This window comes from Kitasatospora sp. NBC_01246 (assembly GCF_036226505.1).
Lineage (GTDB): Bacteria > Actinomycetota > Actinomycetes > Streptomycetales > Streptomycetaceae > Kitasatospora.
In genome coordinates this window covers 3,380,922-3,396,991 of sequence record NZ_CP108484.1, presented here as the reverse complement: position 1 = coordinate 3,396,991, position 16,070 = coordinate 3,380,922, and the positions used below count along the sequence as shown (strand labels likewise).

General features: G+C 74.2%; 10 protein-coding genes, 1 tRNA gene, 1 pseudogene and 1 riboswitch. Of the genes and pseudogenes, 9 read left to right on the top strand and 3 right to left on the bottom strand.

Annotated features, from left to right (window positions below; genetic code table 11):
* Positions 1-212 precede the first annotated feature (212 nt).
* The 3 genes and pseudogenes from OG618_RS14795 (at position 213) to OG618_RS14785 (ending at position 4,659) form a co-directional block, all read left to right on the top strand.
* A complete protein-coding gene (locus OG618_RS14795; RefSeq protein WP_329492115.1) occupies positions 213-1,079 on the top strand; it encodes an FAD binding domain-containing protein in 867 nt (288 codons plus the stop codon).
* A 71-nt stretch (positions 1,080-1,150) separates the two neighbouring features.
* Positions 1,151-1,681: pseudogene (locus OG618_RS14790) on the top strand ((2Fe-2S)-binding protein); the annotation flags it as partial.
* A 650-nt stretch (positions 1,682-2,331) separates the two neighbouring features.
* On the top strand, positions 2,332-4,659 hold the full coding sequence (locus tag OG618_RS14785) for a xanthine dehydrogenase family protein molybdopterin-binding subunit (protein ID WP_329487873.1): 2,328 nt from the start codon (positions 2,332-2,334) through the stop codon (positions 4,657-4,659).
* A 131-nt stretch (positions 4,660-4,790) separates the two neighbouring features.
* Here OG618_RS14785 and OG618_RS14780 read toward each other — a convergent pair.
* Positions 4,791-4,865 (bottom strand) — tRNA-Cys (locus OG618_RS14780).
* A gap of 234 nt (positions 4,866-5,099) precedes the next feature.
* Positions 5,100-5,165: riboswitch (guanidine-III (ykkC-III) riboswitch) on the top strand.
* 43 nt (positions 5,166-5,208) lie between these two features.
* Between OG618_RS14780 and OG618_RS14775 the strand changes: the two genes are divergently transcribed.
* The gene (locus tag OG618_RS14775) at positions 5,209-5,523 is read left to right on the top strand and encodes a DMT family transporter (protein WP_329487872.1); all 315 of its coding nucleotides are present in this window, start codon (positions 5,209-5,211) and stop codon (positions 5,521-5,523) included.
* Positions 5,524-5,630: 107 nt separating this feature from the next.
* Complete coding sequence (locus OG618_RS14770) at positions 5,631-7,073, top strand: MFS transporter (RefSeq protein ID WP_329487871.1); 1,443 nt, start codon at positions 5,631-5,633, stop codon at positions 7,071-7,073.
* Between the two features lie 2 nt (positions 7,074-7,075).
* Here the strand turns inward: OG618_RS14770 and OG618_RS14765 are convergent, their stop codons facing one another.
* Positions 7,076-8,356: a hypothetical protein gene (locus tag OG618_RS14765; RefSeq protein WP_329487870.1), complete on the bottom strand. Its 1,281-nt coding sequence runs from the start codon at positions 8,354-8,356 to the stop codon at positions 7,076-7,078.
* A gap of 394 nt (positions 8,357-8,750) precedes the next feature.
* Here OG618_RS14765 and OG618_RS14760 point away from each other — a divergent pair, with 394 nt between their 5' ends.
* Genes OG618_RS14760 through OG618_RS14750 form a run of 3 tightly spaced genes read left to right on the top strand, consistent with a single transcriptional unit; the run spans position 8,751 to position 13,290 of the window.
* Entirely contained in the window at positions 8,751-9,395 is a 645-nt protein-coding gene (locus OG618_RS14760) for a class F sortase (RefSeq protein WP_329487869.1), read from the top strand.
* Complete coding sequence (locus OG618_RS14755; protein WP_329487868.1) at positions 9,392-10,717, top strand: alpha/beta hydrolase; 1,326 nt, start codon at positions 9,392-9,394, stop codon at positions 10,715-10,717. Before OG618_RS14760 ends, OG618_RS14755 begins: the two co-directional genes overlap by 4 nt.
* Entirely contained in the window at positions 10,714-13,290 is a 2,577-nt protein-coding gene (locus tag OG618_RS14750; RefSeq protein ID WP_329487867.1) for a DUF2156 domain-containing protein, read from the top strand. Before OG618_RS14755 ends, OG618_RS14750 begins: the two co-directional genes overlap by 4 nt.
* Positions 13,291-13,381: 91 nt before the next feature.
* Here OG618_RS14750 and OG618_RS14745 read toward each other — a convergent pair whose 3' ends face one another.
* Positions 13,382-13,831, bottom strand: a complete 450-nt coding sequence (locus OG618_RS14745) for an SsgA family sporulation/cell division regulator (protein ID WP_329487866.1) — start codon at positions 13,829-13,831, stop codon at positions 13,382-13,384.
* A 326-nt stretch (positions 13,832-14,157) separates the two neighbouring features.
* Here OG618_RS14745 and OG618_RS14740 point away from each other — a divergent pair, with 326 nt between their 5' ends.
* Positions 14,158-15,990, top strand: coding sequence for a DEAD/DEAH box helicase (locus OG618_RS14740; RefSeq protein WP_329492114.1), 1,833 nt, complete (start codon positions 14,158-14,160; stop codon positions 15,988-15,990).
* The last annotated feature ends 80 nt before the right edge of the window (positions 15,991-16,070 follow it).

Below are 16,070 nucleotides of genomic sequence, written 5' to 3'. Positions count from 1 at the left end.
CGCCCGGTATGCGTCCCAATCGGGCAGTTCCGTTCGCCCGTCCCGAAATGATCATCGAGCATTGTGTGCCAGAGTTGCCCAACCCGGCCCGATCGCCCGTACCCTACGGGCCAGGCCGGGCTGCCGACGCGGACACCCCGGCCGAGGGCCGCGGGCGGCAGGCGATCGATGAGCAAGTGGAGCACGGTGGGACCCAGGTGAACCGGACGATCATGCTGCCGGCCTCCCTCGACGAGGCCGTCGACGCGCTGGCCGCCACCCCGGCCGCGGTGCCGGTGGCCGGCGCCACCGACCTGATGGAGGCCGTCAACGCCGGGCGGTTGCGCCCCGCGGCCCTGATCGGCCTCGGCCGGATCACCGAGCTGCGCGGCTGGCGCTACGAGGACGGCGGCACCGCCGTGCTCGGCGCCGGGCTCACCCACGCCCGGATGGACCGCCCCGACTTCGCGGCCCTCATCCCCGCCCTGGCCGACGCGGCCCGGACCGCGGGGCCCCCGCAGGTGCGCAACGTCGGCACCCTCGGCGGCAACATCGTCACCGCCGCGCCGGCCGGCGACACCCTCCCGGTGCTGGCCGCGCTGGAGGCCACCGCGACCCTCGCCCGGGCCGGCGCCACCCGCGAGGTCCCGGTCAGCCACCTGCTCACCGGCCTCGACCCGCTGCGCCCCGGTGAGCTGCTCACCTGGGTGCGCGTCCCGCTGCTGCACGCCCCGCAGGTCTTCCTCAAGGCCACCGGCCGCAGCGGCCCGGCCCGCGCCACCGCCTCCGTCGCGCTCGTCCTCGACCCCGCCCGGCGCGCCGTGCGCTGCGCCGTCGGAGCCGTCGCCCCGGTGCCGCTGCGCCCGCTGGAGGCCGAGGCCTGGGTGGCCGGCTGCATCGACTGGGACGGCAGCCGCGAGATCGACCCCACCGCGACGGCCGCCTTCGGCGAGTACGTGGCCGCCGCGTGCGTACCCGACAGCTACGGCGCCGAGGGCGCCTGGGAGGCCGTGACCGAGGGGCCGAGCGCGGCCGCCGTTCGGCTGCGGCGTACCGTATCGGTGCTGGCCCGCCGGGCACTGGGAAGGGCGCTGAAGTGACCACTGACCCCATCGGAACCCTCGACGCCGGCCCGTTCGACCACGCGCCGCAGGTCAGCCGCGAGCTGCGCCCCTGCGCCTCGTACACCCTGCGGGTCAACGGATTCGAACGGCCCGTCACCGACGCCTGGATCGGCGAGAGCCTGCTGTACGTGCTGCGCGAGCGGCTCGGGCTGGCCGGCGCCAAGGACGGCTGCGAGCAGGGCGAGTGCGGCGCCTGCTCGGTCCAGGTGGACGGCCAGCTGGTGGCCGGCTGCCTGGTGCCCGCCGCGCTGGCCGCGGACAGCGAGATCAACACCGTCGAGGGCCTCTCGGCCGGCGGCGGCGCCAGCGAGGTCCAGCAGGCGCTGGCCGAGTCCGGCGCGGTGCAGTGCGGCTACTGCACGCCCGGCATGGCGATGGCCGTGCACGACCTGCTCCAGCGCAACCACCGGCCCACCGAGGTCGAGGCCCGCCAGGCGCTCTGCGGCAACCTCTGCCGCTGCACCGGCTACCGGGGCGTGCTGGCCGCGGTGCAGTCCGTCGCCGACGCCCGCGCCCTGGAGGCCGAGGAGGCGGAGGAGGCCCACGCGGCGGCCGCCGGAGCGGCCGCGCCCGCCGGCGACGCCCCCGCGGGCGGGGCACCGGCGCCCGAGCCGGCCGCCCGGGCCGCCGACCTGCCGGTCTACACCGACGCCGACGCCTGGATCGAGCACGTCCCGCAGTCGCACGGCTCGCAGCCGCACGCCCCGCAGCCGCCCGTCGAGGAGGCCCCGGCCACCGGCGGGGCGGGCCCGGGCGTGCCCTACGGCAGCCCCGACGGCCACGGCGGCTACGACACCGGCGTGTACGACACCGCGGTGCTCACCCCCGTCACCGGCATCCCCGCCCAGGCGGCCGGCGAGGGGCAGGGCTACTACCCGCCGCAGGGCTACCCCGAGCAACAGCCCTACCAGGGCGCCCCCGCACCCGGCGGCTACCTGCCCGGCGGCTACCCGGACGGGGGCTACCCGCAGCAGTCCGGCTACGACGCCTCCCCGTACGACGGCCCGGTCTACGAGCAGACCCCGGCGCACGGCATCCCGGCCCCCGGCGGCGGGTTCGACGGCACGGCCCCGAACGGGGCCGGGTACGACGGCACGCCCGCCCACGGCACGCCGTACGCGCACACGCCCCCGCACGGGGTCCCGGTCGAGGGCGTCGCCCCCGCCGGCGTCCCGTACGGTGCCACCCCCGCCCACGGCATCCGGCTCCCCGAGGACGACCACGCATCATGACGTCGCCTACCGACATCGGCGCAGCACCCCAGCAGGACGGCGACGAGGGCGGCGCACGGGAGCCGTTCGGGCTGGGCAGCTCCCCGCTGCGCAGCGACGCCCTGCCGAAGGCGCTCGGCATCTACCCGTACGCCGCCGACCTCTGGGCCGAGGGCCTGCTCTGGGGCGCGGTGCTGCGCTCCCCGCACCCGCACGCCCGGATCAGGGGCATCGACACCTCGGCCGCGCTCGCGCTGCCGGGCGTGCACGCGGTGGTCACCTCCGCCGACCTGCCGCCCGGGCCGGACGGCACCCCCGACGGCGCCCCGGCCGGGCCGATCGTCGCGGACCGGCCGGTGCTGGCCGCCGGTGTGGTGCGCCACCACGGCGAGCCGGTCGCCGCGGTCGCCGCCGACCACCCGGACACCGCCCGGCTGGCGGTCGGTCTGATCACCGTCGAGTACGAGCCGCTGGAGGCGGTGACCGATCCCGAGCAGGCCTTCACCGCCGGCCCGCTGCACCCGGACGGCAACCTCTTCCGGCACCTGCCGCTGCGCACCGGGGACCCGGACGCGGCCGGCGAGGTCATCGTCGAGGGCCTCTACCAGGTCGGCCGCCAGGACCCGGCGCCGCTCGGCGCGGAGGCCGGTCTGGCCGTGCCGCGCCCGGACGGCGGCGTCGAACTGCACCTGTCGTCCACCGACCCGCACGGCGACCGCGACCGCACCGCCGCCTGCCTCGGCCTGGAGCCGGACCGGGTCCGACTGGTGGTCACCGGCGTGCCCGGCGCCACCTCGGACCGCGAGGACCTCTCCTTCCAGGTGACCCTGGCGCTGCTGGCGCTGCGCACCGGCCGCCCGGTGAAGATGACCCTCACCCGCGAGGAGTCGTTCCACACCCACACCTCCCGCCACCCGGCGCTGCTGCGCTACCGCCACCACGCCGACGCCGAGGGCAAGCTGGTCAAGGTGGAGGCGCAGATCCTGCTGGACGGCGGCGCCTACGCGGATGTCTCGGCCGAGGCGCTGGCCGCCGCCACCGCCTTCTCGGTCGGGCCCTACGTCTGCCCGAACGTCTTCGTGGACGCCTGGGCGGTGCGCACCAACAACCCGCCGGCCGGCCGGATGCGCGGCGAGGGCGCCCTGCAGGCCTGCTTCGCCTACGAGTCGCAGCTGGACCAGCTGGCGGCCCGGGTCGGCGTGGACCCGGTGGAGATCCGTCGGCGCAACGCGATGGCGACCGGAGACCCGATGCCCACCGGACAGGCCGTCACCTGCCCCGCGCCGGTGGCCGCGCTGCTGGACGCGGTCGCCGAGGAGCCGCTGCCCCCGCTGCCGGTGGACGACCCGGACGCCGAGTGGCTGCTGCCGGGCGGGCCCGGCGGGGCCGGCGACCCGGCGGCGGTGCGCCGCGGCATCGGCTACGCGGTCGGCATGGTGCACATGCTGGGCGCCGAGGGCGAGGACGAGGTCTCCACCGCGACGGTGCGGGTCAGCGGCGACCACGCCACGGTGATCTGCGCCGCCGTCGACTCCGGGCAGGGCTTCGCCACCCTGGCGCGGCAGATCGTGCAGTCGGTGCTGGGGATCAACGAGGTCTACATCGCACCGGCCGACAGCGACCAGTCGATCGCCGGGCCCGCCGCCCGGGGCCGGCACACCTGGGTCTCCGGCGGCGCGGTCGAGCGGGCCGCGCTGATGGTCCGCCACCAGTTGCTCCAGCCGATCGCCGCCGACTTCGGGATGTCGGTCGAGCTGCTGCAGATCTCCGACGGAAAGATCACCTCCTACGACGGCGTGCTCGGTATGCCGGTCGCCGAGGCGCTGGAGGGCAAGGAGCTCTGGGCGACCGCGCAGTGCCGCCCGCACCCGACCGAGCCGCTGGACGAGGCCGGGCACGGTGACGCCTTCGTCTCCATCGCGTTCTGCGCGATGCGCGCGGTGGTGGACGTGGACATCGAGCTGGGCGCGGTCCGGGTGGTGGACGTGACGGTGGCCCAGGACGTGGGCCGGGCGCTCAACCCGCGTCAGATCGAGGACCGGATCGAGGCGGGCGTGGCCCAGGGCGTTGGGCTGGCGCTGCTGGAGGACCTGCGCACCGAGGGCGGCCTGCTGCTGAACCCCTCGCTCACCGGCTACCGGCTGCCGACCGCCCTGGACACCCCGGAGGTCCGCATCGCCGCCCTGGTCGAGGAGCGCGACGTGGTCGCCACCTTCGGTGCCAAGGCGGTCAGCGCGGCCCCCGCGGTGGTCGCCCCGGCCGCCGTGGCCGCCGCCGTCCGGGCCGCGACCGGCCTGCCCGTCGGGCGGCTGCCGATCCGGCCCGAGGACGCCGTCGCCGGCTGACCGCGGGGCGGGGCACCCGCCCCGCCCCCGGGGTGAATTCCCGACGGTATTCCGGGGCCCGGAATATCCGGCCGGGAGAACGCCGAACAGCCGGTCCGCGAATTCTTCGCGGACCGGCGCATTCATTTCGGTGGAGGCCATGACGGGAATCGAACCCGTGTAAACCGCTTTGCAGGCGGTTCCCTAAACCACTCGGGCACACGGCCGTGGGAGGAGCTGTTCCGCAGATGCGCTCAGGCGTGGCGGCAACAGCGACAGGCGCGACAACACCGGGGAGCCGCGGCACAGGCGCGGGGCGCGAGAAGGGCCACCGTCTTCCTGTCCATTGCCGACTCCTGTCGTCGTTCGCCGTGTTGGTGAATTCATCTTCGCGGAATGGCGGGCGGCCCGTCAATGTCCTTGTGTAAATTCTGTGTGGCGGGTCGTGCTACCGTCGAAAGCAGGTGGCCGGACTCCGGCCACTCCGGACGAGCGCGTCGTACCCGGTGACGACAAGACGGCGCAGCACGGCGGCAACCCGGCCGCTGCTGACTGCGGAGGTCCCTCGTCATGGCATGGCTCGTTCTCATCGTCTCCGGTGTCCTGGAGACCGTCTGGGCGGTGGCCCTGGACTCGTCCAAGGGCTTCTCCCGGCTCGTCCCCACCGTGGTCTTCGCCGTCGCGCTGGCGCTCAGCATGGGCGGTCTGGCGTACGCGATGCGCTCCATCCCGATCGGCACCGGCTACGCGGTCTGGGTCGGCATCGGCGCGGTCGGTACGGCGCTCTACGGCATGGCCGTCCTGGGGGACGCGGTCACCGCGGCGCGGATCGGCTGCCTGCTGCTGATCGTCTCCGGCGTGGTGGGCCTCAAGGTGCTGCACTGAGCGGGTCGCCCCACGGGCCGGGGTCCCGGTCCTAGGCCCTGCGGACCACGCGGAACCGGTCCACCGGTCAGGGGTCATGGTGCCCTACGGGCCTTACGATATGACCCATGACCACAGCCTCCGCCACCTCGGTCGACTCCGGCCCGACACCCCCCGACGAGACCGACCCCGGTGGCGGCGTGCTCACCGGCCGCTACCGGGCGCTGACCCTGGGGATCGTCTCGGTGGTCCTGCTGCTCGCCTTCGAGGCGACCGCCGTCAACACCGCGATGCCGGTGGCTGCCCGCCAGCTGGACGGGCTCCCGCTGTACGCCTTCGCCTTCTCCGGGTACTTCACCACCACGCTGTTCGCCCTGGTGGTCTCCGGCCAGTGGTGCGACCGGCGGGGTCCGCTGCGACCCCTGTTCACCGGCATCGCGGTGTTCGGGGCCGGTCTGGTGGTGGCCGGGGCGGCGCCCGGCATGTGGGTCTTCGTGGCCGGCCGGGCGATCCAGGGCCTGGGCGGCGGGCTGGTGATCGTCGCGCTGTACGTGGTGGTCGGCCGGGCCTACCCGGAGCGGCTGCGGCCGTCGGTGTTCGCGGCCTTCTCCTCGGCCTGGGTGCTGCCCTCGATCGTCGGCCCGGTGGTCTCCGGCGCCGTCACCGACCACCTGGGCTGGCGCTGGGTGTTCCTCGCCGTCCCGGTGCTGATCCTGCTGCCGCTCGCGGTGATGGGGCCGGCGCTGCGCCGCTCCGAGCGCGAGCAGCCGGTACTGAAGGGCGCGGAGTTCGACCGCCGCCGGAGCAGGTTGGCCGCGATGGCGGCGCTGGGCGCCGGTCTGCTGCAGTACGCCGGCCAGCGGTTGGACCTGATCGGGCTGCTCCCGGCGTTCGCGGGGGTGGCGCTGCTGGTGCCCGCCGTCCTGGGGCTGCTGCCGGCCGGGACGCTGCGGGCCGCGCGCGGGCTGCCGACGGTGATCCTGCTGCGCGGCGTGGCCGCCGGGGCGTTCTTCGCGGCGGAGGCGTTCATCCCGCTGATGATGGTGACCCAGCGCGGCCTGTCGCCGACGCTGGCCGGTCTGACCCTGACCAGCGGCGGTCTGTCCTGGGCGCTCGGCTCCTGGCTGCAGGGCCGGCCGGGCGCGGAGCCGTACCGGGAGGCGATGATCCGCTGGGGCTTCCTGCTGACGGCGGTGGCGATCGCGGGGGCGGCGCTGGTGCTGGTCCCGGCGGTGCCGGCCTGGGTGGCGGCGGCGGCCTGGGGTGTCGGCGGGATCGGGATGGGGCTGACGGTGGCGAGCGTCAGCGTGCTGATGATGAAGCTGTCGACGCCCGAGGACGCCGGGGCCAACTCCGCCTCGCTGCAGATGAGCGACGCGCTCGGCAACGTCCTGCTGGTGGGGCTGTCCGGGGTGCTCTTCTCGGCGCTGGGCGGCGGCTCGGTGGCCGCCGCCCACGGGGGCGCCGAGGGCTCCGGTTCGGTCGGCGCGTTCACCGTGATCTTCCTGACCATGACGGGCGTGGCGCTGGTGGGCGCGCTGCTCGGCGGCCGGGTCCGGAGGACGGCGTAGCGTCAGCCGGCGGCGGCACCGGCCGGCGCGGGGGAGCCGAGGAAGGTCTCCCAGCCGCCGGTCGGCGCCTGGCCGACGGCGAGGCCCTGCAGCTTGCGGAGCACCGCCGGGTCCTGGGCGTCCAGCCAGTCGACCAGCTGGCGGAACGAGACCAGCCGCACCCCGGGCTTTCCGGCGATCTCCTTGAGCGCGTCCTCGACGGCGTTCATGTAGATGCCGCCGTTCCACTGCTCGAAGTGGTTGCCGATGACGAACGGCGCCCGGTTGCCGTTGTAGGCGCGCTCGAAGCCCATCAGGTAGGAGTCCCTGGCCTGGGTCTGGTACGCGGCGTGCAGCGAGGGGTCGGCCTTGGTGTTGCTGCCGGACTGGTTGAACATGATGTTGTAGTCCATCGACAGCACCTGGAAGGTGTGCCCGGGGAAGGGGATGGACTGCAGCGGGAGGTCCCAGAGCGCCCCGCCCTGGATCTTCTGCGGCCAGACCTGCGTCCCGTTGCCGCTGCTGTCGTAGCGCCAGCCGCGCTTGACGGCGGTCGGCAGCAGGTTGCGCTGGCCCTCCAGGCACGGGGTGCGGCTGCCGATCAGCTCCTTGCGGTAGTCGAAGGGCAGCGCCGGCAGGTCGGTGAAGCCGGTGGTGGTCTTCCAGTTGGTGACGAAGTCCATCGCCTGCTGGATCTCGCTGTCCCACTCCTGCGGCGACCACTGCCCGACGCCGGTGGCGCCGCAGAAGTGCCCGTTGAAGTGGGTGCCGATCTCGTGCCCCTCCAGCCAGGCCGCGTGCAGGTTCTCCAGGGTGTCGTGGATGTGCTGGTCCGACAGGTAGCCGATGTCGGAGGCGCCGACCTTGTGCTGCGGCGGACGGTAGAGGTCCTTCTTGGCCTCGGGCAGCAGGTAGAGGCCGCTCAGGAAGAAGGTCATCGACGCGTTGTGCTCCTGCGCCAGCCGGCGGAACCGGCGGAACAGGCCGTTGTCCAGTTCGCCGGCGCCGTCCCAGGAGAAGACCACGAACTGCGGCGGGCGCTCGCCGAGCTTCAGCGGCTCGACGGCGGGCTGGTTCGGCTGCGCACCGGTGTCCGAGGTGGAGCCGTCGCCGATCAGCGTGACGGGGGCCTTCGGGGGCGCGGAGCCCGGGCCGGCGTGGTCCGCCGCGGGGCTGGCCGGGGCCGGTTCCGGGGTCGCCGCCTGCGCTCCGCCGGCCCCGCCCTTGGTGCCGCAGCCGGCCGTGAGGGCGGCTGCGGTCGCGGCTCCGGCGGCCAGTAGGGTGCGGCGGGAGAGAGCGTCCATGGTCACTCCGTTCGTGGGGCGTGCGGCGGACCGGAGGCGCCCGGTCGGACAAGTGCGGTGATAGGCCTGTGAACGGGGTCAGCATGGCATGCGGACACGATCGGTCGGTGATCCACCACGAACGGTCGCAACTGATCGCCCGATTGGTGCAACCGGACAGGTGTCCGAGATTGTCGATGGTCATGCAGGTGGACTCGGGGGCGGTCCGTCCGGCGGGATCCGGTCTCTCCCCGTGTTCGCCCCCCTACCCGGAGCACGGATCGGGCCGGTAGCCCTGCCGATCGGGGGGTGTCGATAGGACCATCGTATGGACGTGCCTTAAGGTCCAATCCGGTTGAATTGTTCCCAGGAAACTCTCAGGAACGATCGAGCTGTCAGCAGAGGGGAGCGCCGGGTGGGCGCCCAGCAGAGCAGGAGCCCGTGGCCGGGTACCCTGGCGGTCGGCGCCGCGATCGTCCTCGGGGCCTGGCTGCTGAACGACGGGGGCCACGCCGCACTGCCTCCGGCCCCCGGTGCGGGACAGTCCCTCTCCGGCTTCGCCCCGGTCTCCGTCGTCCCCCCGCTCGGCCCCTCCGCCCCGACCCGGATCAGGATCCCCGCCGTCAAGCTCGACGCCCCCGTCACCGGACTCGGACTGGACGGCGACGGCCGCCTCCAGACGCCCCCGGCGGCCGACCGCAACCTCGCCGGCTGGTACCGCGGCGGCGCCACCCCCGGTCAGCGCGGCACCGCGATCCTCGCGGGGCACGTCGACAACCAGAGCGGGCCCGCCGTCTTCTATCATCTGGGCGCGCTGCACCGCGGCGACCGGATCGAGATCGCCCGCGAGGACGGCGCGACCGCCGTCTACCAGCTCTACGCCATCGAAGTGCACGACCGAAAGGACTTCCCGGACGACCGGGTGTACCGCCAGGCCGCCGACGCCCAGCTCCGGGTGATCACGTGCGGCGGCGGGTACAGCGAGGAACACGGCTACCAGGGAAACGTGGTCGCCTACGGATTCCTGGCCGACACCACCCGGCCGGGGACACGTACATGACCACCGCCACGCTCGCCGTCCAATGGAACCCGATCGACTGGCCGCTGACGCACGGCCCGATCCCGCTCGCCGTGCTCGCCGCCGGCTGGGGCTCGCTGCTCCTGCTCGCGCTCGCCCGCGGCCGGAGCTGGTGGAACCGCCGGCTGCCCGCCGCGCTGTTCAGCGCCGCCGCGCTCAGCCTGGTGCTGGACGTCGTCGTGGACGACTGGTGGCACCCCTTCCCGGAGGGCCTGCCCCGCTACGTCACCTGGTGGATCGCCGTCGCGCTCCTCGGACTCTGCCTGGCCGGCTTCCGGATGCCCCGGCTCGGCCGGCGCGGCAAGCTGCTGGCGGTCGCCGCCGGAGCGCTGGTGCTGCTGATGGCCTCCTCCCAGGTCAACCGCGGGTTCGGCCAGTACCCCAGCGGCCGGGTCATGCTCGCGCCCTGGCTCTCCAAGACCCAGGGCCTCACCACCGGCTTCGACGCCCGGACGGTGAGCCCGCCCCCCGGCAAGGTGCTCGCCGACGTCTGGCAGGCGCCGCCCGGGCTGCCCGCCAAGGGCACCGTCTCGATCGAGCCGATACCGGGCGGAAAGTCCGGCTTCAAGGCCCGCGACGCGTACATCTACCTGCCGCCCGCCTACCAGGCCAGCCCGCGCCCGCTGCTCCCGGTGGTGGTCCTGGTCACCGGCCAGCCCGGCAACCCGGGCGACTGGGTGCTCGGCGGCCAGGTGAACGAGGCGCTGGACGCCTTCGCCGCCGAGCACGACGGCCTGGCCCCGATCGTGGTGATGCCCGACCAGCTCGGGTCGATCTGGAACAACACGCTCTGCATGGACTCCAAGCTCGGCAACGTGCAGACCTACCTGGCCGAGGACGTGCCGAACTGGGTGCACCAGCACCTCCAGGCCGCCAAGGGCCGGGGCTCCTGGTCCATCGGCGGCGCCTCGATGGGCGGCACCTGCGCGCTCCAGATGGCCGTCAACGCCCCCGACGTCTACGGCTCGTTCCTCGACATGTCCGGGCAGGAGGAACCCACCCTGGGTACCCGGGAGCAGACCGTCGCCGCCGCCTTCGGCGGTGACCACGCCAAGTTCGACGCGATCGACCCGCTGCAGGTGATGCGGCGCAAGCGGTTCCCGGACACGGCGGCGGCGATCGTCGTCGGCCGCACCGACGGCGAGTTCCGCCCGCAGCAGGAGAAGGTCTACCAGGCGGCGCTCGACGCCGGGATGAAGGCGAGGTTCGATCTGATGCCGGGTGGGCACGGCTGGGTGGTGTTCCGGCCCGGAATCGTCGACCAACTGCCGTGGCTGGCCCAACAGACGGGATTGATCCGGTGATCCGGCTCAGCGCGGCTCCGGCGGTCGTCGCCGCCCGCGAACGGGAACGCGAGCGCGAGCGTGAACGCGCGCACGACCACGGCCCCGGGCCGGTACCGGTGGCGACCGTCCCCGAGCCGGCCCCCCAGTCCGGGCGGCAGGCCGTCACCGGGATCGCCGACCGGCTGCGCGCCGCGCCGCTGACCCTGGCGCTGCTCGGCCTGCTCTGGACGGTCGGCGCCGCCACCGGCAGCCTGGCCGGCGGCCCCTCCCGGGGCCTGCTGGCCCACATCGGCGTCGGCCTGCCCACCCTCGGCGAGGGCCGCTGGTGGACGCCGTTCACCTCGCTGCTCTGGTGCTCCAGCGCGGGCTCGTACGTCTTCACCAGCCTGCTGCTGCTCCTGGTCGGCCCGGCCGCCGAGAGCCGGCTCGGCCGGCGCCGGACCCTCCTGGTGCTGGTCGGCGGGCAGGTGCTGGGCACCCTGCTCGGCACCGGACTGGTCGCCTTCGGCTCACGGGCCGGCGAGCAGTGGACCCTCGCCGTCGCCGACCAGACCGCGACCGGCCCGGTCGTCGGCCTGTTCGCGCTGGCCGGCGTGCTCGGCTACCGGCTCACCGTGCTCTGGCGCCGCCGGCTGCACCTGCTGGTGGTGCTCGTCCCGCTGGTGATGACGCTGTACGTCGGCCACCTGCAGAGCGTCCAGCGCAGCGCCGGCGCGCTGCTCGGCCTCGGTATCGGCGCGCTGCTCGCCCGGCGCCGATGGCAGCTGCGCCCGCACCGCTCCTCGCACACCGAGACCCGGGTGCTGGTCGCGCTCTGCCTGGTGGCCGCCGCCCTCGGGCCGCTGGTCGCCTCGCTGTACGACAACGCGGCGGGGCCCTTCAACACCTTCTCCGAGCTGTACTTCTCGCACCGGCTCTCCCCGGACGAGGTCGCCGACTTCTGCGCGATGTCCGCCCACGACTGCGCCCGCGCGCACGCCGTCGAGCGGATATTCGACACCCCGGCGCGGCTGATGGCCGCGCTCTTCCCGGCCCTGCTGCTGGTCCTCGCCGAGGGCCTGCGCCGCGGCCTGCGGCTGGCCTGGCGGATCACCGTCGCCACCGAACTGCTCTGGGCGGCGCTGCTGCTCTGGCTGTTCGCCGGCACCGGCACCGGCGCCGGCGACGTGGTGCAGTACTTCGTCGAGGCGCTGCTGCTGCCGCTGCTCACCACCGGCCTGCTGCTGGCCACCCGGCACCGGTTCGGCCTGCGGCTGCCGGCCGCGGTGCTGCGGCGGCTCGCCCTCGTCACCGGCGGGGCGGCGCTGGCCGCGGCGGCCGCGTACGTGGGGTTCGGCCGGCTGGTGGCCGGCGAGTTCGACCCCCGCGCCGGGGTGGGCGGCCTGGTCGCCGGACTGCCGGCGCAGTTCCTGCCGCCCGCCTACAACGACCTGCTGCCCGACTACCCGATAGCGGTCGGCCCGCCGGCCCGCCTCCTGGAGACGTACTGCGGCCTGGCGTTCTGGGTGGTCGCGCTGACCGCCCTGCTGGTCGCCTTCCGCCGCCCGGTGGTGCACGCCGACGCCGAGGACGCCGCCCGCGCCCGCGCGCTGCTCACCGCGCACGGCGGCGGCACGCTGTCCTTCATCACCACCTGGGACGGCAACCACTACTGGTTCGACGAGGAGGGCCGGGCCGCCGTCGCCTACCGGGTGCTCTCCACCGTGGCGCTGACCACCGGCGACCCGTTCGGCGAGCCGGAGGCCCGACGCCGGGCGGTGGCCGGCTTCGCCCGGTACTGCGACACCCGCGGCTGGACGCCCTGCTTCTACAGCGTCACCCCGGAGACCAGCGACGCCGCCGGGCAGCTCGGCTGGCGCTCGCTCCAGGTGGCGGAGGACACCGTGGTCGCCCTGCCCGGACTGGCCTTCACCGGCCGCAAGTGGCAGGACATCCGGACCGCCCTCAACAAGGCGGGCAAGCAGGGCATCACCGCCGAGTGGTGGGCCTACCACGACGCGCCGCTCGCCCTGCGCGACCAGATCCGCTCGATCTCGGAGGAGTGGGTCTCCGAGAAGGGCCTGCCCGAGATGGGCTTCACCCTCGGCGGCCTGGAGGAGCTGGACGACCCGGCGGTCCGGCTGCTGGTCGCCGTCGACGGCGACCGCGTCGTGCACGGGCTGACCAGCTGGATGCCGGTCTACGAGGACGGGGTGCCGGTCGGCTGGACGCTGGACTTCATGCGCCGCCGCTCGGACGGCTTCCGGGGGGTGACGGAGTTCCTGATCGCCTCGGCCGCGCTCGGCTTCAAGGAGGAGGGCGCGCGCTTCGTCTCGCTCTCCGGCGCGCCGCTGGCCCGCTCCGGGCAGGACGCGCCGCCCACCGGGCTGCAGCGCACGCTGGACTGGATGGGCCGGGTCCTGGAGCCGGTCTACGGGTTCCGCTCGCTGCTGGCCTTCAAGGCGAAGTTCCAGCCGGAGTACCGGCCGCTGTACATGGCGTACCCCGACCCGGCGGCGCTGCCCAGCATCACCCGGGCGATAGGGAAGGCCTACCTGCCGCACCTGACGGCGGCGCAGGGCGTCCGGCTGATGCGCCGGCTCTCCTCCTGAGCCGCTCCGCTCCCGGCCCGCCGGGACGCCCGCCCGGGCCTCGGCCCCGGGCGGGCGCCGGCAGGCGCGCCACCGCCACCGCCCTCGCCGGTCAGCCCAGGAGCTCGGCGAGGGCGCGGTCGGCGTCCAGGTGGCGGTGCTCCTCGCCCTCGGGAACGACCAGCCGGCTGTGCCAGAGGAAGCGCCGCAGGTCGGCGGTGTCGAACCGGACCAGCGCGGTGCCCTCGGCCGCGCGCAGCTCGACCATGGTGCGCCGGCCGGGGGCGGGCCGGACGTGGACGTCGCCGTCGCCGGCGGCCAGCTCCAGGCCGGCCGACAGCAGCTGCCGGGCGAAGACCCACTCGATGTCCGGGCCGGCGTCCCGGCCGGAGCCCGGCCCGGCGCCGTCGCCCGGTTCGTCCAGCGAGAACTCGGCGGGGAAGCCCATCCGGACGGCGAGCGGGTCCTCCCGGCGGTAGCCGAGGGCGACCCGCAGCCGGACCGACCGGTGGGCGGACAGGATCAGACGGGCCTGGACGGTCTCTTCGACGGTGGCGTGCACGGCGCGCCCTTTCTGGGGGAGTGAGGTCTTCGCGGGGGCATGAGGCCGGGGTGGCGGCTGTGGAGGGTGGGGCGGCCTCACTGGAGAGAGTCGGGCGGGGCGGTAGCGCTTACGCGGTTCCGGTGGGTGATTTCCGTGATCCGGGTCACATCGGTTTCCGGCCGTCCGGGCGTACCGGAGGTCGAGCCTGGCCGCTCGAACGGCGCCGGACCGGTACGCTGGACCGGTTGTCCGATTGCCGCCCGACCGCGGCCGGGGGCCGCTAAACGGCCTCTGACCTGCGATGATCCCCCTCGGAGACCGTGAGTACTGCCGCCGCCTCCTCGATGCCCCTCTTCTCCGACGCGCAGGAGCCGCACGCGCCCGCCCGGGCCGCCGGCCAAGGCGCGTCGGCCGCTTCGCACCACCTGTCGCCGGCCTTCCCCGGCCGGGCCCCCTGGGGCACCGCCGGCAAGCTCCGGGCCTGGCAGCAGGGTGCGCTGGACAGGTACATCGAGAACCAGCCGCGCGACTTCCTCGCGGTCGCGACCCCGGGCGCCGGTAAGACCACCTTCGCCCTGACGCTGGCCTCCTACCTGCTGCACAACCATCTGGTGCAGCAGATCACCGTCGTCGCGCCGACCGAGCACCTGAAGAAGCAGTGGGCCGAGGCCGCCGCCCGGATAGGCATCAAGCTCGATCCGGCCTACTCCTCGGGCCCGCTCTCCCGCGAGTACCACGGCATCGTGGTCACCTACGCGGGCGTCGGGGTCAACCCGATGCTGCACCGCAACCGGACCGAGGCCCGCAAGACGCTGGTCATCATGGACGAGATCCACCACGCCGGTGACTCGAAGTCCTGGGGCGAGGCCTGCTTCGAGGCCTTCGAGCCGGCCTCCCGCCGACTGGCGCTGACCGGTACGCCGTTCCGTTCGGACACCAACCCGATCCCGTTCGTCCAGTACGAGGCGGGCGGCGACGGCATCCGCAAGTCGGTCGCCGACTACACCTACGGCTACGGGCACGCGCTCGCCGACCACGTCGTGCGTCCGGTGATCTTCCTGAGCTACAGCGGCAACATGCGCTGGCGCACCAAGTCCGGCGACGAGCTGGAGGCGCGGCTCGGCGAGCCGATGACCAAGGACCTGATCGCCCAGGCCTGGCGCACCGCGCTGGCGCCGCAGGGCGAGTGGATCCCCAGCGTGCTCCAGGCCGCCGACCGGCGGCTGAGCGAGGTCCGCAAGGCGATCCCGGACGCCGGCGGCCTGGTGATCGCCACCGACCAGAACACCGCCCGCGCCTACGCCAAGATCCTCCGGGAGATCAGCGGCGAGAAGGCCACCGTGGTGCTCTCCGACGAGGCGGAGGCGTCCCAGCGGATCTCCGACTTCTCGGCGGGCGACGCGCGCTGGATGGTCGCGGTCCGGATGGTGTCCGAGGGCGTCGACGTGCCGCGGCTGGCCGTGGGGGTGTACGCCACCTCGATCTCCACCCCGCTGTTCTTCGCGCAGGCCGTCGGCCGTTTCGTGCGGGCCCGCAAGCGCGGCGAGACCGCGTCCGTCTTCCTGCCGACCATCCCGACGCTGCTGGGCTTCGCCAACGAGATGGAGCTCCAGCGCGACCACGTGCTGGACCGGCCGAAGAAGGAGGGCGAGGGCCTCTTCGACGAGGAGGACCGGCTGCTCGCCGAGGCCGAGCGGGCCAACGACGGGCCGGACGGCGCGGGCGGCGAGGAGTTCTCCTACGAGGCGATCGGCTCCGACGCGGTCTTCGACCGGGTGCTGTACAACGCCATGGAATTCGGCATGCAGGCGCACCCGGGCAGCGAGGAGGAGGAGGAGTACCTCGGCATCCCGGGCCTGCTGGAGCCGGACCAGGTGCAGATGCTGCTGCAGAAGCGCCAGCACCGCCAGATCCAGCGCAGCAAGGCCAAGCCCGCCGAGGAGGCCGACCTGCTGGAGCTGCCGGCCGAGCAGCGGCCGGTGGTCACCCACCAGGAACTGCGCGAGCTGCGCAAGGAGTTGAACGCGCTGGTGGCGGCCTGGCACCACCGGACGAGCCAGCCGCACGGCACCATCCACAACGAGCTGCGGCGCCAGTGCGGCGGTCCGCTCACCGCGCAGGCGACGGTCAATCAGCTGAAGGCCCGGATCGAGCGGATCCGGGAGTGGGCGAAGTAACGGACGTCGGCGAATTGTCCGGCAACGCCCGAAGGTCATGTGACGGTCAGGCGAACGCGAAGAATCTGTGGAGACAGCCG

Excerpts from the sequence above, each read along its gene's own strand:
- OG618_RS14765 (WP_329487870.1), bottom strand. The coding sequence starts at position 8,356 with ATGGACGCTCTCTCCCGCCGCACCCTACTGGCCGCCGGAGCCGCGACC.
- OG618_RS14785 (WP_329487873.1), top strand. The coding sequence starts at position 2,332 with ATGACGTCGCCTACCGACATCGGCGCAGCACCCCAGCAGGACGGCGAC.
- OG618_RS14740 (WP_329492114.1), top strand. The coding sequence starts at position 14,158 with ATGCCCCTCTTCTCCGACGCGCAGGAGCCGCACGCGCCCGCCCGGGCC.
- OG618_RS14755 (WP_329487868.1), top strand. The coding sequence starts at position 9,392 with ATGACCACCGCCACGCTCGCCGTCCAATGGAACCCGATCGACTGGCCG.
- OG618_RS14770 (WP_329487871.1), top strand. The coding sequence starts at position 5,631 with ATGACCACAGCCTCCGCCACCTCGGTCGACTCCGGCCCGACACCCCCC.
- OG618_RS14795 (WP_329492115.1), top strand. The coding sequence starts at position 213 with ATGCTGCCGGCCTCCCTCGACGAGGCCGTCGACGCGCTGGCCGCCACC.
- OG618_RS14775 (WP_329487872.1), top strand. The coding sequence starts at position 5,209 with ATGGCATGGCTCGTTCTCATCGTCTCCGGTGTCCTGGAGACCGTCTGG.